The sequence below is a fragment of the Morganella morganii H1r genome, from assembly GCF_000633515.1.
GTDB lineage: Bacteria > Pseudomonadota > Gammaproteobacteria > Enterobacterales > Enterobacteriaceae > Morganella > Morganella morganii_B.
On record NZ_AYMP01000014.1, the window covers coordinates 283,571 to 305,111 of the forward strand.

At 52.5% G+C, this 21,541-nt stretch carries 20 protein-coding genes; 13 read left to right on the forward strand and 7 right to left on the reverse strand.

From position 1 onward, the window contains the following. The first annotated feature begins 380 nt into the window (after positions 1–380). The 9 genes from U868_RS0108500 to U868_RS0108540 are packed head-to-tail and all read left to right on the forward strand — an operon-like array spanning position 381 to position 10,281. Entirely contained in the window at positions 381–1,100 is a 720-nt protein-coding gene (locus U868_RS0108500; RefSeq protein ID WP_025152920.1) for a hypothetical protein, read from the forward strand. Beyond that, on the forward strand, positions 1,078–2,631 hold the full coding sequence (locus U868_RS0108505) for a GH3 family domain-containing protein (RefSeq protein WP_240182693.1): 1,554 nt from the start codon (positions 1,078–1,080) through the stop codon (positions 2,629–2,631). The genes U868_RS0108500 and U868_RS0108505 overlap by 23 nt, the downstream gene beginning before the upstream one ends. Further along, positions 2,631–4,025: a B12-binding domain-containing radical SAM protein gene (locus tag U868_RS0108510; RefSeq protein WP_029990903.1), complete on the forward strand. Its 1,395-nt coding sequence runs from the start codon at positions 2,631–2,633 to the stop codon at positions 4,023–4,025. Before U868_RS0108505 ends, U868_RS0108510 begins: the two co-directional genes overlap by 1 nt. Then, the gene (locus tag U868_RS0108515; protein WP_025152923.1) at positions 4,025–5,371 is read left to right on the forward strand and encodes a B12-binding domain-containing radical SAM protein; all 1,347 of its coding nucleotides are present in this window, start codon (positions 4,025–4,027) and stop codon (positions 5,369–5,371) included. Before U868_RS0108510 ends, U868_RS0108515 begins: the two co-directional genes overlap by 1 nt. Continuing rightward, on the forward strand, positions 5,368–6,396 hold the full coding sequence (locus U868_RS0108520; RefSeq protein WP_025152924.1) for a hypothetical protein: 1,029 nt from the start codon (positions 5,368–5,370) through the stop codon (positions 6,394–6,396). The genes U868_RS0108515 and U868_RS0108520 overlap by 4 nt, the downstream gene beginning before the upstream one ends. Next, positions 6,393–7,703, forward strand: a complete 1,311-nt coding sequence (locus tag U868_RS0108525) for a B12-binding domain-containing radical SAM protein (protein ID WP_025152925.1) — start codon at positions 6,393–6,395, stop codon at positions 7,701–7,703. The genes U868_RS0108520 and U868_RS0108525 overlap by 4 nt, the downstream gene beginning before the upstream one ends. Next, positions 7,700–9,043 carry a B12-binding domain-containing radical SAM protein gene (locus U868_RS0108530; protein ID WP_025152926.1) on the forward strand — a complete coding sequence of 448 codons (1,344 nt, stop codon included), beginning with the start codon at positions 7,700–7,702 and terminating at the stop codon, positions 9,041–9,043. The genes U868_RS0108525 and U868_RS0108530 overlap by 4 nt, the downstream gene beginning before the upstream one ends. A gap of 9 nt (positions 9,044–9,052) precedes the next feature. Further along, positions 9,053–9,661 (forward strand): phosphatase PAP2 family protein, encoded by a 609-nt coding sequence (locus U868_RS0108535; protein WP_025152927.1) that lies wholly within the window; start codon positions 9,053–9,055, stop codon positions 9,659–9,661. Between the two features lie 2 nt (positions 9,662–9,663). Continuing rightward, entirely contained in the window at positions 9,664–10,281 is a 618-nt protein-coding gene (locus U868_RS0108540) for a YybH family protein (RefSeq protein ID WP_025152928.1), read from the forward strand. Positions 10,282–10,459: 178 nt separating this feature from the next. Here U868_RS0108540 and U868_RS0108545 read toward each other — a convergent pair whose 3' ends face one another. The 6 genes from U868_RS0108545 to ydeE form a co-directional block, all read right to left on the reverse strand. Next, entirely contained in the window at positions 10,460–11,380 is a 921-nt protein-coding gene (locus U868_RS0108545) for a fatty acid desaturase family protein (protein ID WP_025152929.1), read from the reverse strand. Further along, entirely contained in the window at positions 11,380–12,726 is a 1,347-nt protein-coding gene (locus U868_RS0108550) for a B12-binding domain-containing radical SAM protein (protein ID WP_240182694.1), read from the reverse strand. The genes U868_RS0108545 and U868_RS0108550 overlap by 1 nt, the downstream gene beginning before the upstream one ends. A gap of 82 nt (positions 12,727–12,808) precedes the next feature. After that, positions 12,809–13,846 (reverse strand): methyltransferase, encoded by a 1,038-nt coding sequence (locus tag U868_RS0108555; protein ID WP_025152931.1) that lies wholly within the window; start codon positions 13,844–13,846, stop codon positions 12,809–12,811. 320 nt (positions 13,847–14,166) lie between these two features. Then, positions 14,167–15,174, reverse strand: a complete 1,008-nt coding sequence (locus U868_RS0108565; RefSeq protein ID WP_025152932.1) for a methyltransferase — start codon at positions 15,172–15,174, stop codon at positions 14,167–14,169. 287 nt (positions 15,175–15,461) lie between these two features. Then, on the reverse strand, positions 15,462–16,487 hold the full coding sequence (locus tag U868_RS0108575) for a methyltransferase (RefSeq protein WP_025152933.1): 1,026 nt from the start codon (positions 16,485–16,487) through the stop codon (positions 15,462–15,464). Between the two features lie 112 nt (positions 16,488–16,599). Then, positions 16,600–17,778, reverse strand: a complete 1,179-nt coding sequence (gene ydeE / locus U868_RS0108580; protein WP_025152934.1) for an efflux MFS transporter YdeE — start codon at positions 17,776–17,778, stop codon at positions 16,600–16,602. A gap of 429 nt (positions 17,779–18,207) precedes the next feature. Here ydeE and U868_RS0108585 point away from each other — a divergent pair, with 429 nt between their 5' ends. After that, entirely contained in the window at positions 18,208–18,864 is a 657-nt protein-coding gene (locus tag U868_RS0108585; protein WP_025152935.1) for a MoaD/ThiS family protein, read from the forward strand. A gap of 57 nt (positions 18,865–18,921) precedes the next feature. Here the strand turns inward: U868_RS0108585 and rcnR are convergent, their stop codons facing one another. Beyond that, positions 18,922–19,194, reverse strand: a complete 273-nt coding sequence (gene rcnR, locus U868_RS0108590) for a Ni(II)/Co(II)-binding transcriptional repressor RcnR (protein ID WP_004238006.1) — start codon at positions 19,192–19,194, stop codon at positions 18,922–18,924. 141 nt (positions 19,195–19,335) lie between these two features. On the opposite strand from rcnR, the gene U868_RS0108595 reads away from it, so the two are divergent. From U868_RS0108595 to U868_RS0108605, 3 genes are all read left to right on the forward strand, one after another. Continuing rightward, positions 19,336–20,199, forward strand: coding sequence for a nickel/cobalt efflux transporter (locus U868_RS0108595; RefSeq protein ID WP_025152936.1), 864 nt, complete (start codon positions 19,336–19,338; stop codon positions 20,197–20,199). Between the two features lie 253 nt (positions 20,200–20,452). Further along, positions 20,453–20,665 carry a transcription antiterminator/RNA stability regulator CspE gene (gene cspE, locus U868_RS0108600; protein ID WP_004240684.1) on the forward strand — a complete coding sequence of 71 codons (213 nt, stop codon included), beginning with the start codon at positions 20,453–20,455 and terminating at the stop codon, positions 20,663–20,665. A gap of 129 nt (positions 20,666–20,794) precedes the next feature. Continuing rightward, complete coding sequence (locus U868_RS0108605) at positions 20,795–21,529, forward strand: class I SAM-dependent methyltransferase (protein ID WP_025152937.1); 735 nt, start codon at positions 20,795–20,797, stop codon at positions 21,527–21,529. Positions 21,530–21,541 lie beyond the last annotated feature (12 nt).

Below are 21,541 nucleotides of genomic sequence, written 5' to 3' on the forward strand. Positions count from 1 at the left end.
TCCGCTCCGGCACCGGTTACAGGCCGGGAGTGTTCCCTGAACAGCGGAATGCCGGGAAATTGTTCACTGATGATACTGCGAAATCCGGCTGCTGAAATATGGGGGAAGTCTGATTGACGCAGAATGACGCATAATAAAATAATGACAATCTTATTAATCCGAAATTATCATTATTTTATAAATAAGAAGAATTATCCCGGATACTCCGGCGGCCAGCGCCGGCAGGAAAAGGTGCGTAAACGGCATATGCAATGTTTTTTCATGATATTAAACAAAGATTCAGGCATCGCTGATTGTTTCTGAAATGAAGGTCGCTAAGATAGGCATTCCACTTAAGGAAAAGCGGCAGTGCGGGTAAATTTACCGGAGGAGACGGCGGAATGTCGTATCGCGCATTTTTTCAGCCTGTAAAAACCCTGACACAGGCGCAGCGTCAGGAAATGGCCTCACTCTATTTTATGTATTACACCGGCAGTGACGGCGCACAGTTTTTATCAGATCTCGATCATAAACAGGAAGTTCTGTTTCTGATGTCAGGGGATGAAATGGCCGGGTTCAGTACCCTGCAATTTTACCCGTTCCGCGGACACCGGATTGTCTATTCCGGCGACACAATTGTGCATCCCGCCCACTGGAAGCAGCAAACGCTGCACGGTGCCTGGCTGCGGCGTATTGCGCTTTTGCGCAGTGAATGCCCCGGCGAACGGGTGTTCTGGTTTCTGCTGGTGAAAGGCGTGCGCACTTACCGGTACATGAGCACACTCGCGCAGACCTTTTATCCGCACTGGAGCGGCAATGTCAAAGAGCCGGAACTGGCACGGCTGGTGGCGGAACTGGCAAAAGATAAATTCGGTTCACTCTATAACCCGGTGCGCGGTGTGGTGGAATGCCCGTCGGCATTTGGCTATCTGAACCGCACAATGGCTACGGTTACTGACGCGCAGCGCAGTAAGCCGGACGTTGCCTTTTTCCTGCATAAAAATCCGCATTATGTCTGCGGCCATGAACTGGTCTGCCTGTGTGAGATTTCGCCTGATAATGTGGCAAAACGTTATCAGTCACTCTTTGAAGAGCCTGATGTTGAGTTCTGCTATGGATAATGCCTGGCAGCATTTCCGTTCCGGGATGCCGTCTGTTCCTCCGCAGGGCACGCTGCGTGAGAGACAGTCCCGCTGGTTAGCCGCCTGTCTGGCGGCGAATGCGGCGTGTGAATACGGGCGGCAGTATCATTTTTCCGCTGTAAAATCCGTGACGGATTATCAGCGGAATGTCCCTCTGACAACCTATTCTGAGTTAAGCCCCTTTATCACCCGTATGACGACCGGGGGAAAAAACCTGCTGTGCAGTGCGCCGGTTCCGGCATTTGAGCTGACCGGCGGCAGTCACAGCGGCGGCAAACTGCTGCCTTATACTGCTGCCGGGTTAACCGATTTTCGTCTCGCCGTTACCGGCTGGTTGCGGGATGTGACCCGCCGTTTTGATCTGACTACCGGCCATGTTTACTGGGCGCTCAGCCCGGCAGTGACACGAACGACAAAAACGCCCTGTGGTATCCCGGTCGGCGGTGGTGATGCGCTTTATCTGGGGACTGATAATCTGGCGGCGTTCAGTGAATTATCGGCTGTGCCGCTGACACTGGCACAGGTTGAGGATGCGGCAGTCTGGCAGTTACTGACCCTGATTTATCTGTTGCAGTGCCCGGATTTACGTCTGATATCCGTCTGGAGCCCGGTATTTTTATTTCCGCTGCTTACGGCTCTTGATACCCGGCAGGCTGAGATTTCCGCACTGCTGCGCGACGGCGGGGACATTGCCGGGCATTCTCTGAAGGCTGACCCGGCGGCGCTGGTGCGTTACCGGCGTTATCTGCAGGAGCAGAATACCGCGCTGTTATGGCCGCAGCTGGCGCTGATCAGCTGCTGGGATCAGGCGGCGTCCGCCTCACCGGCACAGGCGCTGATGATGCGCTTTCCCGGCGTGACGCTTCAGGGCAAAGGGTTGCTGTCCACCGAGGCGGTAATCACGGTTCCGTCTAACATCGGTGACCCGCAGCTGAGTGCAGACAGTAATTTTTATGAATTCCGCCGGGATAACGGGCAGATATATTTAGCGGATGAATTGCTGCCCGGTGAAACATACAGTGTGATTGTCACCACCAACAGCGGGCTGTACCGCTATCAGACCGATGATCGGGTGTTGTGTACCGGCCACACGCCGGAAGGGCTGCCGCAGCTGCGTTTTTGCGGGCGTGACGGAATATGCAGTGATTTGGTCGGCGAAAAGCTGACCGATCCGTTCGTTTGTGCCGGTTTACCGCCATCGCAGGATTTTGCCGTGCTGGCAGCGGATGAGCAGGGCTATGTGCTGCTGCTCAGCGATACCTGCACTGAGACACAGGCACAGGCATATTGTGAGGACACTGAACGCTATCTGTGTACCAATCCGCAGTATCACTACGCCCGTCGTATCGGACAACTGAAACCGCTGACATTCTTCCGCCTGCATCAGCCGGCGGAGCACTATTTTCACCGGCAGCTGCAACGGGGAAAACGGCTGGGAGAAATTAAAATCCCGGCCTTGCTGACCTCGCCTGACTGGCGTGCCATGTTTGAGATCAGGGAGTTTCCGTGATGATACAGACTGTTTATACGCCGCAACGGCCGCTGGATCTGGTGCTGCTTTCGCCGAAAGGGCCGCTGTACCGCAAACGGGGCGGAATTTTCAAACGTTCGCTGCGTTATCAGCCGCTGACGCTGACCACCCTTTCCGCACTGGTGCCGAAATCCCTGCCGGTTAATATCCGTCTGATCGATGAAAGTATTGAGGAACTGCCGGAGGGTTTCACCGCTGACCTGGTTGCAATGACGGTGATCACCGGGAACGCGCCGCGTGCTTATGAACTGGCGGCGCAGATGCGGGCGAAAAATATCCCCGTCGTGCTTGGCGGACCGCATGTCACACTGCTGCCACAGGAGGCACTGCAGCACGCTGATACGGTCTGCACCGGCTATTCCGAACAGAGCTGGCCACAGCTTATCCGCGATTTTATGGCGGGTAATATGCAGCGCGAATACTGCCAGGGGGCAGATTTTACCCTTGATATTCCGGATTTGCCGTTTCCGGAACGTGAGCGGTTTGATGCGAAACACTTTCTTACCCAGGGCGTTTTTGAGGCGACACGCTCCTGTGCGCACAACTGTGAGTTTTGTGTCGCGCCGAGTGCCTGGGGGCGCAAGCAATTTCAGCATCCGGTGGAGTGGGTGGTTGAGGATATCCGCCGTTATGTGGCGCGTACCGGCAAACGGAAAGTGATTTTTGTCGATCTGAATCTGGTGTCAGATATCGGTTATGCCAAACGGCTGTTTACCGCGCTGATCCCGCTGAATATTCAGTGGTTCGGTTTATCCACTGTGCTGATAGCCCACAACCACGAATTGATGGAGCTGATGGCCCGCAGCGGTTGTAAAGGGCTGCTGCTGGGGCTGGAAACGGTCAGTGACGGCAGCCTGAAAGATGCCGGGAAGAAGTTTAACGGTTCGGTGGATTATAAAGAACTGATTGGTGATCTGCACCGGCTGGGGATTGCGATTCAGGGCTGTTTTGTGTTTGGTCTGGATCACGATACCACTGATGTGTTTGACCGCACGGTGGAGCTGGCTATCGACGCCGGCATTGATTTGCCGCGTTTCTCCGTGCTGACACCGTTTCCGGGCACGCCGCTGTTTAAGCGCCTTGAGGAAGAACAACGGATTTTAACCACGGACTGGTCACTGTATGACGCACAACATGTGGTGTTCCGTCCGGCGCTGATGAGTGCGCGTGAACTTGAGCTGGGGCACGAACGTGCCTGGAAAAAAGTGTACCGTTACCGCAGTATCGCGAAACGGCTGTGGCAGGCGCGTAACTTTAAACCGCTGGCGCTGACGGCAAACCTGGGTTACCGCTTCTATGCGCATCATCTGCATCAGTATTACACCTGTGACTGGCCGGTTGAACACCGTCCGGCGAAGTCGGGCAGCCACTGATGCGCCTGACTTTTATTCATCCGGCGATCGGTCACCGGCGCGGCGAAACCTATCTGCGATCGTGGCAGATGGAGCCGCTGCCGGTCGCGGCACTGAAAGGGCTGACACCGGCGGATATTGACACACGGTTTTATGACGATCGCCTTGAGCTGATCCCGTTTGATGAACCGGCAGATCTGATCTCAATTTCAGTCGAAACCTACACGGCAAAGCGCGCTTACCAGATAGCCAGTGAATACAGAAAGCGTGGTGTGCCGGTACTGATGGGCGGATTCCATGCCACGCTGATGCCGGAGGAAGTAAAACGCTTTGCGGACGTCATTATCACCGGAGAGGCGGAATCTGTCTGGGAAACCATGATTGATGATTTACGCCACGGTACACTGCAGCGGGAATATCACGGAACACAAACCGATCTGCGCAGTATCCGTGTTGACCGCAGCCTGTTTGCGGGAAAACGTTATCTGCCGATAGGGCTGGTGGAAACCGGGCGCGGCTGTCGTTTTCACTGTGAGTTCTGCGCAGTACAGTCGTTCTATCAGCAGCGTTACCGGCGGCGCGATCCGGATCATGTACTGCGGGAGCTGGCGGGTCTCAAAGGGACAAAAAATCTGTTTTTCTTTGTGGATGATAATTTCGCAGGCAGTCTGCGGGAAAGCCGTGAATTTCTGCCTGCACTGGCGAACGCCGGGATCCGCTGGGTGACCCAGATGAGTATTGATGCCGCGCATGATGAGGGATTTGTCCGCGCATTGTCACAGGCAGGCTGCCGGGGGGTGCTGATTGGTTTTGAATCCCTGAATGAAGCCAATCTCCGGCAGATGAAAAAAGGCTTTAACACCATGAAGGGCGGCTACAGTCAGGCACTGGCAAATCTGCGCCGCCATCATATTGCCGTTTACGGCACATTTGTGTTCGGCTATGACCACGATACGCCGGACTCATTCGGTGAGGCGGTGGCTTACGCCCGCGAACAGAGCATGTATATCGCGGCATTTAACCATATGACGCCGTTTCCGGGAACGCCGCTTTATGCGCGGCTGGCGCAGGAAAATCGTCTGCGCTTTGAGCACTGGTGGCTCGATGATAACTACCGCTACAACGAACTGCCGTTCAGTCCGGCACAGTTGTCGCCGGAGGCAGTAACGCAGGGGTGCCTCTCAGCAAGGAAGGCATTTTACAGTTCACGTTCAATTCTTCAGCGCAGCTGGCGTAACCGGGGCGATTTCTTTATGTTTCGCAACTATTTCCCGATTAACTGGCTGCATCACCGTGAAATCAGCTGCCGCAACGGCTATCCGCTCGGTGATGAGAATTGGCAGGGTAAATTAGCAGAGGTTAAATGATAGAGGTTATTGATGCGACAACGGAGCATATCGCGGATTTACTCAGGCTCCTTGAAGAGAATACCATGCAGGGTGACTGGGAACTGGTGATGACCCGGCGGCCCGGTTATTTTTCCCCGAAAGATGATTTCGGTGAGATTTATCCGGCACTGGCAAGGGACGGTGATACTCTGGTCGGTATGTGCCAGCTGAGTATACAGACCGGCCGGGTTAACGGCGAAGAAGCGCAGATGGGCTATCTCGGCAGCCTGCGTATTGTACCGAAATACCGCAATCACCTGAAAGTGTTACAGGCCGGATTTTCTTATCTGCGTCAGCTGCCGACACCGGATCACTGTTACACCAGCATTGCAGAAAATAATTTACTGGCCCGGCGCCTGCTGGAGCGGGGCGTGGAAGGGCTGCCGCTCTACCGGCCGCTGAGCAGCATGAGCACACTGGCGATCAGCAAAAGCAGAGGTAAAAACCGCGGATTGTGGAAAGTGGTGCCGCCGGAAGATTACACGGATGTGATCCGCTTCTTTGCTGAAGAATCCGTGTCCCGTCAGCTGGCACCGGCGCTGAATCTGAAAGCCATGCAGCAGACCGGCATCACGGTGCTCGGCAGCTATCAGAACGGGCAGCTGGTGGCCTGCGGCATGCTCTGGGATCAGCGGTCATTCAAACAGGTGATTGTGGCTGGTTACTCCGGCAAAATGAAGATGCTGCGCCCGCTTTACAACGCCTTTGCCGGGATGACCCGGCGACCGCAGATGCCGGTGGCGGGAGACGTGGTTCCGCAGAGTTTCCTGTCATTCCTGGCCTGTACTGACGATACCAAACTGCCGGATTTGATTGAGGAAGCGTTACTGCATTGCACTACGCCGATTATGACTGTCGGGCTGCCGTCCGGGCATATTTGCACCAATGATGTGATTAAACGCACCGGGGCATCGGTTTACCGTACCCGGATTTACGGCGTCGATCTGACCGCCGCGCCTCAGTGGGACGGCCGCATTGTCTGGCCGGAGATAGCACTGCTGTGAATATCGTGCTTATCTACCCGAACATGGGGGATTACCGCACGAAAGATGCCATGACACCGCTGGCGATCGGCATTCTTGCTGCGCTGTCGCCGGGGCACCGGGTGACATTTTATGATGACCGGCTGGATAACATCCCGGAATCACTGCCGGATGCGGATCTGATTGCCATTTCGGTGGAAACGTTCACTGCGCGGCGCAGTTATCAGCTGGCTGACCGGTTCCGCAACCAGGGTAAAACCGTGGTGATGGGCGGTTGTCATGTCACCTTTATGCCGGATGAAGCACTGCAGCATGCGGACAGCGTGTTGCTCGGTGATGCGGAAGGGGCGTGGGAACAGATGCTGGCGGATTGTGAACAGAATGCACTGAAGCCCCGTTACCGGGGCGCGCATGACCGCCCGCTTGCCGGTTACCGTATTGACCGGACTGTTTTTGAGGGCAAGCGCTACGCACCGGTGTCACTGGTGCAGTTCTCGCGCGGCTGCCGGTTTGCCTGTGATTTTTGCTCTATCCGCGCATTTTACCCGGAAGGTGTGCGTACCCGGCCGGTGGATGAAATGCGGGATGAAATTTTATCGCTGCCTGCAAAGCGGTTTCTGATTTTTGTGGATGACAATCTCTTTGCCGGTAAACGGGTGCTGAATGAACTGCTGGCGATGCTCACACCGCTGAAACGCCGCTGGGGATGCCAGATAAGTATCGATATCGCCCGTAATGAGGAGATGCTGGATAAACTGGCCGCTGCCGGTTGCTGCTTTGTGCTGATCGGGTTTGAAAGCCTGAATGAAACCACGCTGAAGCGGATGGGAAAATCCCGCAGTCATACGGCAGCGGATTATGCTGCGGTGCTGGCGGCGCTGTACCGGCGTGGTATCTGTGTTTACGGTACTTTTATTTTCGGCTACGACGAAGACACGCCGGAGACACTCCGCAGCACACTGGCGTTTGCGGAGAGTAACAAACTGGCGATTGCCAATTTCAACCTGCTGATCCCGACTCCCGGTACCGCGCTGTACGCCCGACTCGGGGCAGAAGGGCGGCTGATTTATCCGGCCTGGTGGCTCGATCCGGATTTCCGTTACGGCGAACCGGCTTTTCGTCCGGGCGGGATGAGTATTGCGGAGCTGGCTGCCGGGTGTTTTTATGTCCGTACCCGTTTTTACCGTTATACGTCCATTATCCGGCGACTGTGCCGTGCCGGCAGCCGGCGCGGCTGGCGCACGTTGCTGGTCGCCTGGCTTTATAATATCGCCTCGCACCGCGACATCGCCCGCAAGCAGGGAATACACCCGGGAGAAAAAGGGTGAAACTGATACTGATTAAACCGAATATCGGTCGTCAGGAGCACAGCCTGTATGCGGATGAGGGGCGGATGGAGCCGCTGATGCTCGGTGTGCTCGCCGGTCTGACGCCGCCGGATGTGGAAGTGGTGCTGTATGACGACCGGATGGAAGCGATTCCTTATGATGAACCGGCGGATCTGGTCGCGATCACGGTGGAAACCTTTACCGCCCGCCGCGCCTATGAGATTGCGGCGGAATACCGGGCCCGTGATGTGCGGGTGCTGATGGGGGGTATCCACGCCACACTGTTACCGGAGGAAGTAGCGCAGCATTGCGACAGCCTTTTTACCGGTGACGCGGAAACCCGCTGGACAGAGATGATCCGCGATGCGGAGAAAGGCCGCCTGAAGCCGCGCTATGATGCCCCGGCCGGGGTCGGTCAGGTCGATCATAACCGGTGCGGCTGTCTGCCGCGCCGGGATATCTTCCGGGGTAAAGGGTATCTGCCGATCAGCCTGATGCAGTTTACCCGCGGCTGCCGCTTCGCCTGCCGCTTCTGTGCGGTCAGCCGTTATTTCGGGCGGCAGCACTATATACGCCGGATCGATGAAGTGGTGCGGGAGATTGAAACACAGAAACCGAAGTTTATCTTTTTTGTTGATGACAACATTGCATCGGATCACCGCAGGCTGAGTGAGCTGTGCAGTGCGCTGATCCCGCTGAATGTTCACTGGATAAGCCAGGCAAGCCTGGATATGACCCGCAACCGCCGTCTGATGTCGCTGTTACAGCAGAGCGGCTGCTGGGGCAATGTGATGGGATTTGAATCCATCAACCCGGACAGCCTGCGGGATGCGCGAAAATCGCCGAATATGCGGATATTTTCACAGTATCGTGAGGAAATTTCGGTATTACGGGATTTCGGGTTGCAGACCTGGGCGGCGTTTACCCTGGGGTATGACCACGATACGGCAGAAACTGTGGAAGATACCGTGGCATTCGCCCTGAAAAATCGTTTTGCTTTCGCCGCCTATAACATTCTGATGCCGTACCCGAACACACCGCTGTATCAGCAGCTGGCGCAGGAAAACCGCCTGCTGTTTGACGGGAAATGGTGGCTGCATCCGGAATACCGCTTTAATCAGGCAGCCTTTCAGCCTGCCAATATGAGCCCGGAAACCCTGACTGAACTGTGTCACGCCGCACGCAGCCGTTTTAACAGTGTGCCGTCGATTATCCGCCGTTTTTCTGATTTGCGGTTGACGCTGCAATCGGTATCGCGCATGGCAACATTCTGGCGTTATACCCTGTTATTCCGCAAAGAGGTGCATAAAAAACACCGGATGCGTTTTGGTTTAAAATAAGGGGGATGAATGAATACCGAGCCGGATCCTTTTTCCCGCCGGGTGATCAGTTATCTGCTGTGGTGTATTCCGGTCAGCGTGGTGTTTTTCACGGTTTACCCGCTGATGAATGCGTATACTGCCGGGCGCGAAAGCCTGTATGCCCTGTGGTTTCCGGCTGAACTTCACATCCCGTTTGTGCCCGGTTTTATCTGGGTGTACTGCTCGTTTTACCTGATTATTCTGATGCCGGTTTTGTTTCTGCCGCGCCGGGAGCACCGGCAGCTGGCACTTACCTTTATAGTGATGACATTACTGGGCGGCGTGATCTTTTTTCTGTTTCCGGCGCAGCTCGGCTTTGTGCGGCAGGTGCCGGAATCCCCGCTGTATCAGACAATGTACACGACACTGTTTGCACTGGATCACCCGCATAATCTGGTGCCGTCCCTGCATGTGGCCTGGTCGTGTGCAGCGGTGCTGGCCATTATCCGCCATACCGGACGCGGGCTGACGCTGTTGTTTCTGTTGTGGCTGGCGCTGATTGTGCTGTCTGTGCTGCTGGTTCATCAGCACCATGTGGCGGATGTGGTCACCGGGCTGCTGTTGGCGGTAACGGTTTCATATATGATGAGGAAATAGTGATGAAAAGGATAATTATCAGTGCGTTAATGATATTCAGTTTTTCGGTTTTCGCGCAGCCGGGTGAAGAGGACAGTGCTATCCACGATGAACTCCGGCAGGTGATCGGTACCGTGGAAAATGCTATCAACAGCGGTAATTATGACAAAATGCTGCCGGTGATGAGTGAGAATCTGCGTGCCACGCCCATCACCCAGGAGTTTATCTCCGGCAAAGCAGCAATAAAACCGTATTTTGAATCCTGGTTCGGGCCGGACAAATTCCTGAAAAAACTGAACATCAGTTTTAACGCTGATGTGGTGACAGAATTATCCCCGGATAAAACCTGGGGTGTCGCCTACGGTAAAGGGATGGAAAAATATCAGCTCAGTGACGGTCGTACCTACGATTTTCCGACCCGCTGGACAGCAACGGTTGCGCTTGAGGACGGTGCCTGGAAAATCCGCACCATTCATATCGGCACCGATTTCACGGATAACCCGCTGCTGAATGAAACCCGCAATGCCTTACAGGGCATGATGTACGGGGCGGGGGGGCTGGTGATTGGCCTGCTGGCCGGTATTGTGCTGTTCCGCCGGAGAAGTGCGGTAAAACCGGAAATGACAACAGATAAAAAATAAAACCGGCGTTTCTTTGCGGAACCGGAGGCGGCTGATAACGGGCAAAACGAAAAGACGCTGTAAATACATCCCTGTAAGCTCAGCCGCGCCATCCATGGCACGGATGCTTTTCGTTATTCTGCCCGTTATCACCGTTGTACTTAACCGGCAGATTGATTAATAAAATAATGAAAATAGTTTATTCTTTCGGCGGAAACAGAAAATCCAGATCCGCCGCCGCTCCCATCTGCGGTGCAGGGCGCACACCATAGCGCCACATGGTGAAATAGACACGCCAGAAGGTCGGGCGCGGCTGGTCATCCACCAGCGACGGCAGTTTATACCACGGTGCCTGCGGGTGCTGGTGGTGTGCGAGATGACAATGATAATTCAGTGCCAGCCAGCGGGAGACCGGCAGCACTTTCAGGTTCCACGCGCCGTTCATCACATCGCGGCGGCTCCAGGCGTGATCCGCATATTGCAGAGCTGACCAGTGCAGTGCAAAGGCCCACAGACAGAGCAGATAACCTGCCACACTCAAATCCAGCCCCTTAAACAGCAGTGCCTGCCAGAGAAATGCACCGAGCAGTTCACACCAGATGGTCAGCGGCGGCAGTTTTGCCAGCTCCGGCACCTGCGACCCGAAGCCCAGCGCCGGGGCGATTTTGGTGACAAACACCCGTGAACGGTACACTCCCGGCGCAATAAACCAGATCAGATTGCCGAGCAGTACGCAAAAATAGTACAACCCGAGCAGATTACCGCCGTACATCCAGATATTACGCAGCCAGCGCGGCTGATCTGGCAGGTAATAATCATACAGTTCTTTATCTGTCCGGTTGTTTTTGTGGTGATTCAGGTGTGCGCGGCGTTGCAGGGTAAAGGAAGTCGGAAATGCCCATGCGGCAATAATCCCGATGGCGCGGTTACCGGCGGCAGAACGGGCGGCCACGCCGTGTACCGCTTCATGCAGAATGGCAAACGGCATGTTGTTGATCAGCATAAAACCAATCAGGGCAGGCAGCGCATAATACCAGGCGAGATGGCTCACTCCCCATAAACAGGCCGCTGCGGCAGTCATCGAAAAAATCAGCAGCATACTGTTGAGTAAAAGACGCATCAGTCTGTTTTCCTTGTGTTATTCGTCACTATCTCCGGGTTGAACAGACCGGTTTTTTCGTGGCGCAACCGGCGGGCATACAACCGGAAGCCGAGATTGGCCGCCAGGCGGATAAAGCGGCTGCCCGGGCGGTGCAATACCCGGCGCAGAATGGCCGGGAGACGGTATGTTTCCCGCCAGGCCTCGTGCAATAAGGATTGCAGGGTTTCCGGTGACATATTTTGCGGCTGAAAAACCACATGTTCATTGTCATACAGGCTGAGGTCTTGTGTGATTAAGCGGCCGTTTTCCGCCATCCGCTGCCACAGGCGTGTGCCCGGCAGCGGGGTGAGAACGGAAAAACGCACCAGATCGAGCCCGAGAGAGGGGATCTGCTGTATCGTATCGCGGATGCTCTCCGGGGTGTCTTCATCAAACCCGAGCACAAAACAGCCGAGTGCGGCAATCCGGTTATCGCGCAGCCGCCTGATCTGACGGCGGTATTCGCTGACCTGGTTACAATTCTTGCCGGTGGCCGTCATGGTCTGCTGACTGAGGTTTTCCAGCCCGATAAGCAGCCCTTCACAGCCGCTGTCACACAGGGCCCGGAAAACCTCGTCGTCATCGGTCACATTGAGTGTCGCCAGTCCCGACCAGCGGATTTTCAGCGGGATCAGTGCCCGGAACAGTTCCAGACTGTATTGCCGGTCAGCGTACAGATTAGGGTCGAGGAATATCCAGCGCTGTCTGCCGCTCTGTTTTATCTCGTCAATCACCTCCGCCACCGGACGTGCAGTGCCTTTGCGTCCCCACTGATGCTGTACAGAGCAAAATTCACAGGCGAGCGGACAGCCCCGGTCAGCAATAATAGTGGCGATATTCATATAGGCGCGGGGCGGAAGCAGATCACGGCGCGGCACCGGCATCGGCAGAAAGCCGCGCTCAGGGCGGTGCTGATAACGCGGCTGCGGCTGCCCGTCAGCCATATCCTGCAGAAATTGCGGCCAGATGAATTCACCGGCACCTATTAGCACGGTATCAGCATGCTGCGCAGCTTCATCCGGCTGCAGGGTGACGTGCGCACCGCCCATTGCGGTTCTTGCACCGCGTTCGCGCCAGTAACGGCAAAGCGCATAGGCGCGGGGGGAAGAGGAGGCAGTGGCGGTAATGACCACCAGATCAAAATCGCCGGCGGTGACCGGCGGGGAAACCCCTTCATCACAGAGGGTCAGTTCTGCATTCAGATGCGGGGGAACCAGGGCGGCAAGGGTGATAAGGGTCAGCGGGGCGTAACTGATCGCCACGGAAAACGCGCTTTTCCGGTAGCGGTAAGTCCTGTCAAACGGCAAAATCAATAATATTCTCACCGGTGCTTCCTGCTCCGCAGATGACATAAGGACTTTTACAATGACACAGTACGCCCGGGGACGCACTGTGCCGGATCAAAGATCAGGCCGCAACCACTTCAAGTACAGAGATATAGCATTCTGTCGGGATGAGGCGGTTTATTTTCAGTCCCGCTTCAGCCAGCAGAGCCCCAAACTCCGGTATTGTCCGTTCACCGCCGCCGGGCAGGATAGCCATACAGAGGATCCCCATACCGTAATGCGCCGCCGGATTGGTTTCCGGATGCACAACGGATTCGATGATCAGCAGTTTGCTGTCCGGTTTCATGGCGTTGCGGCAGTTTTTCAGTACGGCGAGGGCGTTGGTATCATCCTGGTTAAAAATAACTTTTTTCAGCAGATACATATCCGCCTGCGGCACGGATTTAAAGAAATCACCGCCGTCGAGCGACCAGCGGGAATCGTCACCCAGCTGAGACAGGTATTTGTCCGACACCACATGCGGGCTGTCAAACAGGGTGGCGGTCAGTGTCGGGTCACTGCGCAAAATCCGCAGCAGCAGCGAGCCTTCCCCGCCGCCGATATCGGCAATATGGCACGATGACGGAAAGTCATAAGCGCGGGTGACAAAATAGTTTTCCATCTCCGACAGAGCGGACATCCCGGACGGAAAATTATAGCTGTCATCACGGTTGGGTTTGGTGGCCTGATATTCATAGAAGGTTTTACCGAACAGTTTTTTGAAGTTCAGTTCGCCGCGGACTGATTCATTAAGCTGACCAATGGTTGACCAGTAAGTATTGTCTGTCAGTGTCAGAACCGCATCCCGCTGTGAGCAGGGGTGATCGCGGCGGAGAAACTCCGCATCAGGAGAAAGCCGGTAACCATCATCATCCGTACCGGTAAAAATACCGTTCAGTGCCAGCATCCGCAGAATGCGGCGCAGATTATCCGGATCTGAGCCGGTACGCTCTGCCAGTGTGGTGACAGAGAGCGGGCCGCCAGCCAGATGGTCGGCAATATTCAGTTCTGCCGCAACCCGCAAACAGCCGGGCAGTGCCAGCCCCAGGGTAGCGTTCAGGATACGGATGACGGATTGCTCTTCTGCCGGACTCATCAAATCAGGTTCAGTATAAGACATAGCGGTAACTCCTTTCAGACATGAAATAACAGGGCTGGTCAGAGTGCCTGCTGCGGTATATGGCACTCTGTATGTTTAATAAAATTAAACAATACAGGGAGGGTAGCCCGGTATCAGAAAATTACCGCATAGAAATCTGAAGTATTATTAATTAATGATAAGTGAGTCAAGTATTCAGCGGTGAATAAGCCTGTTTCAGCTGATCTTCAGGCCGCGCATTATACATAACCAGGCGCAGGCGGAAACACCAATCAGCAGCTGACATAAGGACTTTTACAATGGCACAGTACGCCCGGGGACGCACTGTGCCGGCTCAAAGATCAGGCCGCAACGACTTCCAGGATGGAAACATAGCAACCTGTCGGGATCAGTTTATTTATTTTCAGTCCGGCTTTTGCCAGCAATGTTTCAAATTCAGGAATGGTTCGTTCACCTGCTTCAGGGAAAGCAGTCAGGCAGAGGATATCCATCGCATAACGGGAATCTGTTTTATCAACCGGGTAGATAACCGGTTCAATAATAAGAAGCTTACTGTCTTCGCGCATAGATTCACGGCAGTTTTTCAGTATGACAAGTGCACGTTCATCCCGCCAGTCCTGCATGATGTTTTTCAGTATATAAATATCAGCTTCCGGCAGTGTGCCGAACAGGTCACCAGAGACTGCCTGCCAGCGTGAATTATCATTCAGGTCACCCAAACGGCTCTGCTGCAGTACATGTTCCCGATCAAGCAGGATACCGTGAAGTGACGGGTTTGCCCGCAGGATACGCAGCAGTAATCCGCCCAGTCCGCCGGCGATATCTATCACACGGCTGTTTTCCGGGAACTTATAGGTATTCACAACAAAATGGTTTTCAATTTCAGACAATGCGGACATTCCGGACGGGAAGTTGTAATCGCTTCGTGTATTTTTTTCCCAGTACTCATAGAAGGATTCACCATAATAACTCTCAAAAGGCGGATTGCCCTGAATGGCATCTGTAACCTGACCAACCGGTTTCCATAATGTTTCATCCGTCAGCATAAGAATAGTGTGGCGTTGGGAGTAAGGATGATCTGATTTGAGAAATTCTGCTTCAGAATTTATGGCGTAATTATGATCATCAACAGCACTGAAAATACCATTCGCAACCAGCATCCGTAATACTTTATGCAGTAATGCAGAATGTGTTTTTGTCTGTTCAGACAACCAATCAACAGAACGGGGCCCTTCTGCAATAAGGTCAGCAAGATACAGTTGCGCGGCGGTACGCAAACATCCGGGCAGAGTAAAACTCATTGCGAGATCCATTATACGCAGTGCTGTTGTCTCTTCATCATGCGTCATTGATACATCTTTTTGACATAAAAAAACCTCATTAATTAAATTAAATTAAATTAAATAATAAGGTAAAGGATAGCGTAGTGGCAGAAAATTACCGCATAGAAATCTGAAGTATTATTAATTAATGATAAGTGAGTCAAGTATTCAGCGGTGAATAAGCCTGTTTCGGCTGATCTTCAGGCCGCGCATCATACATAACCAGGCGCAGGCGGAAACACCAATCAGCAGCTGACATAAGGACTTTTACAATGGCACAGTACGCCCGGGGACGCACTGTGCCGGCTCAAAGATCAGGCCGCAACGGCTTCCAGGATGGAAACATAGCAACCTGTCGGGATCAGTTTATTTATTTTCAGTCCGGCTTTTGCCAGCAATGTTTCAAATTCAGGGATGGTTCGTTCACCTGCTTCAGGGAAAGCAGTCAGGCAGATAATATCCATCGCATAACGGGAGTCCGGTTTATCAGCCGGATAGATAATTGACTCAATGATAAGAAGTTTACTGTCATTCCGCATAGACTTCCGGCAGTTTTTCAGTATGTCGAGCGCGCATTCATCCCGCCAGTTATGGAGAATATGTTTCAGAATATAAATATCTGCTTCCGGTATGTTACCGAACAGATCACCGGCAACTGTCTGCCAGCGGCGGTCATCATTCAGTTCCGGTAATCGGTTTTGCGGCAGAATATGTTCATGATCAAACAGGATACCGTGAAGCGAAGAGTTTGCCCGTAAAATACGCAGCAGCAACCCGCCGAGCCCTCCGGCTATATCGATTACCCGGCTGTTTTCAGGAAACTCGTAGGTCGCCATAACAAAATGGTTTTCCACTTCAGATAACGCCGACATGCCGGACGGGAAGTTGTAATCGCTTCGTGTATTTTTTTCCCAGTACTCATAGAATGATTCACCATAATAACTCTCAAAAGGCGGATTGCCCTGAATGGCATCTGTAACCTGACCAACCGGTTTCCATAATGTTTCATCCGTCAGCATAAGGATAGTGTGGCGTTGGGAGTAAGGATGATCTGATTTGAGAAATTCTGCTTCAGCATTTATGGCATAATTATGATCATCAACAGCACTGAAAATACCATTAGCAACCAGCATCCGTAATACTTTATGCAGTAATGCAGAATGTGTTTTTGTCTGTTCAGACAGCCAATCAACAGAACGGGGACCTTCTGCAAGAAGGTCAGCAAGATGCAGTTGCGCGGCAGTACGCAAACATCCGGGCAGAGTAAAACTCATTGCGAGATCCATTATACGGAGTACTGTTGTTTCTTCCTCAGACGTTATTGGTGTATTTTCTGACATATAATCCCCCCATGGTTAGTTAAATAAAATTAAACACTGAGAGGGAGGATAAAGGAGTTGCAGAAAATCACCGTATCAAAGTTGGAAACATTATTAACTAATAATATTTGAATCAATTAATTAATTTATTCCTGCTTATCCGCAGACCGTGCATCATACATAACCAGGCACAGGCGGAAACACCAATCAGCAGCAGCCACAGGGTATTTGGCGGAAAATAGGTCAGCACACCGCCGGTCATCATCGGGTTAAAGGCACCGCCGAGCCAGCCGAGGGATTGGGCGGAAAAGTAGCTGGATTTCATGCCGTCCGGCGCAATGTTGTCGATCAGCATATATTCACCCGGTGCATAAATGAGTTCACCGAGAGTAAAGACAAATGCGGCAATTCCCCAGAACACAAGATTACTGCCTGACATCATAAATCCGGCCAGTCCGGCCATAAAAAAGAGTGTGCCGAGTGTCATCAGCTTTTGCAGATTGTCTGTGCTGATCCGGCGGCCGACCATATATTGCAGTGAAACCACTACGGCGGCATTGACCGGCAGCACCACACCAATTACTTTTTCTGCCAGCGTGGTATCTGCCACCGTCAGGACATACTGGGAAATACAGGCGGAAAATGAACCGAACACCAGTGATCCGAGAAAGGCGGATAATGTAAACCAGAGCAGAGCTTTATCATGCAGCATGACAGAAGGCTGCCAGGCGGTACTGTTGCTGCCGGAAGCGGAAGGCGGCACGCTGCGGACAAAACGCTGAATAAAGAATATCGGGAATGAGGCAGTACAGGCCGCCAGCCAGAACGGCAGATCCGCACTGTACATCAGCAGCCCGGTACCGATCGGCGGCCCGACGGTCCAGCCCATATTGACGAAGGTGTAGTTCAGGGAAAAGACTTTGGTTTTGCGCGCCGGTGGCAGCGTATCAGCAAAATAGGCTTTCAGTACCGTGGCAAAAACCGAGTAGGCGCAGTTAATCAGTGAAAAGAAGACAACAACCAGCGCGATATTGTGAGTCAGCGGAATGGCAATGAATCCGGCGATATAAACCACAATTGCTATCAGCATATAGCGCTTTTTATCAAATTTATCAGCAATAATACCGAAACCGAGACTGAACAGCACACCGGTTGTCAGCGCGACGGTCAGTGCCACTCCGACCTGATCCACCGCCATATCATACTGACGGCTGAGGTAAATCGCCATAAACGGGATGGTGGCACCCCGCCCGATAGTAATTAAGAATGAGGAAGCGAGCAGAGCAATAGTGGAACGGGTGGCGGCTTGCATGGTGACATTCCCGGTATTTTTATTTTAATATTCACGTAATCAATATCATGCAAACCAGGCGCTGTACAGCGCCTTCCGATCACGGCAGCACGACGTGAGCATCAGTGTCCATCAGTCATGCAGGCAGGAATACGCCGCTGACAATAATCGATGATGAGGCCGGGACCGGCTGTTTTCTCCACCCGGCTGAAACCTTGTCGCAGGGAATTAAACAACGTAAAGGATTAATCCTAATTAATAATACGACTGTTTGTTGTCAGCTATTATTTGGTATCTGTAACAGCAGTGTTTTTATATTGTCAGACAACATAGTCAGAATTGTCATTGGTAGCCGACAAATGTTATCACTGTATTTATTTAAAACAAAAATAAAAAGCCGGTTTTTATAGCATTAATATCAGGCATTGTTATTTTTATAAGGGTATGTCAATGAATAATTTTGATGAAATATCCGGGCAATACTGCAGCTTTAAGTCCCCTCTCAATGAGGGCGAATTTTTTGCCATACAGGCCGGATTCGTCATGCCGGAAGGTGTGAAGCCAGTGATTGATGGCTCTGCCGGATTGTGCATCGGTTACCTGTATGGTATGGGTGATATCTATCATATATATGATATTAATGGGTATTCTCAGGGGGTATGCACACTTGCGCCGGAATCAGCATTATCTGAACCACTGGATTTACTGCTGGTCAGCGGTATAGTGGCGGAACCGGACGGACGAATATCGCTGCTGATGCGTTATGGTTCAACCCGGTCTGTCAGCAGCGGCAGCACATTACGGGATATGCCGGTTATTCAGGCACTGAAAAGCAGCATTATTCAGCACAATACAAAAAAAATCAGATATTCGCCACTGGCGGTCCGTGCTATGGCAGAGCGTAATCGTTATGTGCCGGCTTATATTCTGGACAGGGCAGTTAAGAAGGGCCGGCGGGTTAAATTAACCCCGGCGGTCTGCGGAGGCGATTTATTAACCTGTTTGCTGAAAATAAAAAAATACAGTCATAACGGGCAGTGTCAGGATATAACGCTGAGTGTTATTTTTGATGGCGACAGGACAATAATAAAAGAATTTAACTATTAATTTTAACGTAAGTTATCTGCGGTGATGCAAATAAAACATCACCCTTATTTTTTCAGATTATTTAATATAGGAATCCAGTACCTTCAGGACAATATCCAGATCACCCTGACGTTTTTCCTCATCTTCCTCATGAACCACATGTTCAATCAGATGGCCTTTAATCACTTCCCGCATCAGTCCGTTTACCGCCCCCCGGATAGCGGCAATTTGTTGCAGCACAGCGGAGCACTCATGCGGTTCATCAAGCATTTTTTTCAGTGAGTTGACCTGCCCCTGAATTTTACTGGCGCGGTTCTGAAGTTTCTGTCTGTCCCTGATGGTATGTGACATGGCAACCCCGTGAAATAAGGTGAAAAGAAAGTGACGGCAAAATAGTAGCATCTTCGTGATACAAAGAGGTAGTGTAATTATACTGGGGGGGAGTATACTGATGTCATTCTTTCTTCATTCTGAAAACAGGATCCGCACACCATGACTGATTTTGCCTCTTTATTGCAGCAGGGGAACGCCTGGTTCTTTATCCCGGGGGCGATAGCTCTGGGAGCACTGCACGGTCTGGAGCCGGGCCACTCAAAAACCATGATGGCAGCTTTTATTATCGCGGTGAAAGGGACGGTCAGACAGGCGGTGATGCTGGGACTGGCAGCAACGTTATCGCATACCCTGATTGTCTGGCTGATTGCCCTCGGCGGGATGTACATCAGTGCCCGGTTTACGCCGGAGGCTGTGGAGCCGTGGTTACAGATGGTGTCGGCGGTGATTATTCTGACAACCGCATTCTGGATGTTTATGCGGACATATCGCGGCGAAAAAAACTGGCTGACAGAAATGCAGCAGGAAAGCCATACACACGGTGATCATCATGAGCATGATCATCACCACAGCCATGATCACGACCCTCATCATTATCATGCAGAGCATCACCATGATCATCAGGACCATCATGGTGGCGAATATCAGGATGCGCATGCCAGAGCGCATGCCCATGAAATCAAAACCCGGTTTACAGGCGGTAAAGCCACCAACAGCCAGGTTCTGCTGTTCGGCCTGACCGGCGGATTAATTCCGTGTCCGGCGGCGATTACCGTTCTGCTGATTTGTCTGCAACTGAAAGCCTTTACCCTCGGGGCAACCATGGTGCTCAGTTTCAGTATCGGACTGGCACTGACACTGGTTACTGTTGGTGTGGTGACGGCAGTGGGGCTGCGTCAGGTCAGCCGCCGTTGGCAGGGGCTCGGCGATATCGCCAAAAAAGCGCCGTATTTTTCGGCGGCACTGATAGCGCTGGTCGGGCTTTATATGGGCATCCACGGCTATATGGGGCTGGCAGACTGATGCCTTTGGCGGGTGTGGTATTTTAAGGTAAATCAAAAAGAGCTTGCCGGATAACAAAATATATGGCTTAATATCGGCATTGGTTTGGAAGTACAGACCTATTTATGTCAGTCCGATTTTAAGTTGTTCTCCGTCAAGCGTTATCCAAGATACCACTTCATAGCGAATTCCTTCTGATAGTTCCCATAAGTAAAAACGTAATCAAACCGCTTATATGCCTTATGGCAACAAAATCAATTTAAAGGAAATTCATATGTCCGCGACAATTACCGGTACTGTAAAATGGTTTAACGATGATAAAGGTTTTGGCTTTATCACTCCTGCTGACGGCAGCAAAGACGTGTTCGTTCACTTTTCTGCAATCCAGAGCGACAGCTTCAAATCTCTGGCAGAAGGCCAGCAGGTTTCTTTCACCATCGAAAATGGTATGAAAGGCCCGGCTGCAGCTAACGTGGTTGCTCTGTAATCACCGCTGTCAGTAACAGATTTTAAAAACCTCACTCCGGTGAGGTTTTTTTTTATGCCTGTAAAACAGAATCGTGGCGGAAACCGGTAAACTATGGATATAATTTGCGCATTATTTAAGGAGTAAGTTATGTCTCAGAATATTTATGATAATCCGGATTTTTTTGCCGGTTATGCCACACTGCCCCGCTCAGCACAAGGGCTGGACGGCGCGCCGGAGTGGGCCGCCATGCAGGCATTGCTGCCGCCTCTGGCCGGAAAATCAGTGATCGACCTGGGTTGCGGGTATGGCTGGTTCTGCCGCCGGGCAAAAGAGCAGGGTGCTGCCCGGGTGACCGGTTTTGATCTGTCAGAGAAAATGCTGGCGAAAGCCGTATCGATGACCGCAGATCCGGATATTACCTGGCTGCGTGCCGATCTTGAGACACTGCAGCTACCGGCAGCACAAAGCGATGTGATTTACAGCTCGCTGGCACTGCACTATATACGTGATATTCCGGCACTCTTTGCCACACTGTTTCAGGCACTGGTTCCGGGCGGCAGCCTGGTTTTCTCCGCAGAACACCCGATCTACACGGCTCCTGTCATTCAGAACTGGTGTACGGACAGTGCGGGCAATAAGGCCTGGCCGGTCAATCAGTATCAGCAGGAAGGCATCAGGATCAGCAACTGGTTTGCTGATGGCGTGGAAAAGCAGCACCGGAAATTATCCACCTGGATAAATGCGCTGATCACAGCCGGTTTTGAAATTACCGCCATCGATGAGTGGGGGCCGTCAGCGGCACAGATTGCCGCCAATCCGGCACTGGATGAAGAAAAAGAACGTCCGATGATCTTTCTGCTCAGCGCCCGCAAGCCGGAATAATAGCTGACGGGC

What these genes read in the sequence shown, in the direction of transcription:
- U868_RS0108535 (WP_025152927.1), top strand. Translation starts at nt 9,053, where the DNA reads ATGAATACCGAGCCGGATCCTTTTTCCCGCCGGGTGATCAGTTATCTG.
- U868_RS0108545 (WP_025152929.1), bottom strand. Translation starts at nt 11,380, where the DNA reads ATGCGTCTTTTACTCAACAGTATGCTGCTGATTTTTTCGATGACTGCC.
- U868_RS0108555 (WP_025152931.1), bottom strand. Translation starts at nt 13,846, where the DNA reads ATGTCTTATACTGAACCTGATTTGATGAGTCCGGCAGAAGAGCAATCC.
- U868_RS0108605 (WP_025152937.1), top strand. Translation starts at nt 20,795, where the DNA reads ATGTCTCAGAATATTTATGATAATCCGGATTTTTTTGCCGGTTATGCC.
- U868_RS0108585 (WP_025152935.1), top strand. Translation starts at nt 18,208, where the DNA reads ATGAATAATTTTGATGAAATATCCGGGCAATACTGCAGCTTTAAGTCC.
- rcnR (WP_004238006.1), bottom strand. Translation starts at nt 19,194, where the DNA reads ATGTCACATACCATCAGGGACAGACAGAAACTTCAGAACCGCGCCAGT.
- ydeE (WP_025152934.1), bottom strand. Translation starts at nt 17,778, where the DNA reads ATGCAAGCCGCCACCCGTTCCACTATTGCTCTGCTCGCTTCCTCATTC.
- U868_RS0108500 (WP_025152920.1), top strand. Translation starts at nt 381, where the DNA reads ATGTCGTATCGCGCATTTTTTCAGCCTGTAAAAACCCTGACACAGGCG.
- cspE (WP_004240684.1), top strand. Translation starts at nt 20,453, where the DNA reads ATGTCCGCGACAATTACCGGTACTGTAAAATGGTTTAACGATGATAAA.
- U868_RS0108520 (WP_025152924.1), top strand. Translation starts at nt 5,368, where the DNA reads ATGATAGAGGTTATTGATGCGACAACGGAGCATATCGCGGATTTACTC.
- U868_RS0108575 (WP_025152933.1), bottom strand. Translation starts at nt 16,487, where the DNA reads ATGTCAGAAAATACACCAATAACGTCTGAGGAAGAAACAACAGTACTC.
- U868_RS0108565 (WP_025152932.1), bottom strand. Translation starts at nt 15,174, where the DNA reads ATGACGCATGATGAAGAGACAACAGCACTGCGTATAATGGATCTCGCA.
- U868_RS0108540 (WP_025152928.1), top strand. Translation starts at nt 9,664, where the DNA reads ATGAAAAGGATAATTATCAGTGCGTTAATGATATTCAGTTTTTCGGTT.
- U868_RS0108595 (WP_025152936.1), top strand. Translation starts at nt 19,336, where the DNA reads ATGACTGATTTTGCCTCTTTATTGCAGCAGGGGAACGCCTGGTTCTTT.
- U868_RS0108505 (WP_240182693.1), top strand. Translation starts at nt 1,078, where the DNA reads ATGTTGAGTTCTGCTATGGATAATGCCTGGCAGCATTTCCGTTCCGGG.
- U868_RS0108510 (WP_029990903.1), top strand. Translation starts at nt 2,631, where the DNA reads ATGATACAGACTGTTTATACGCCGCAACGGCCGCTGGATCTGGTGCTG.
- U868_RS0108515 (WP_025152923.1), top strand. Translation starts at nt 4,025, where the DNA reads ATGCGCCTGACTTTTATTCATCCGGCGATCGGTCACCGGCGCGGCGAA.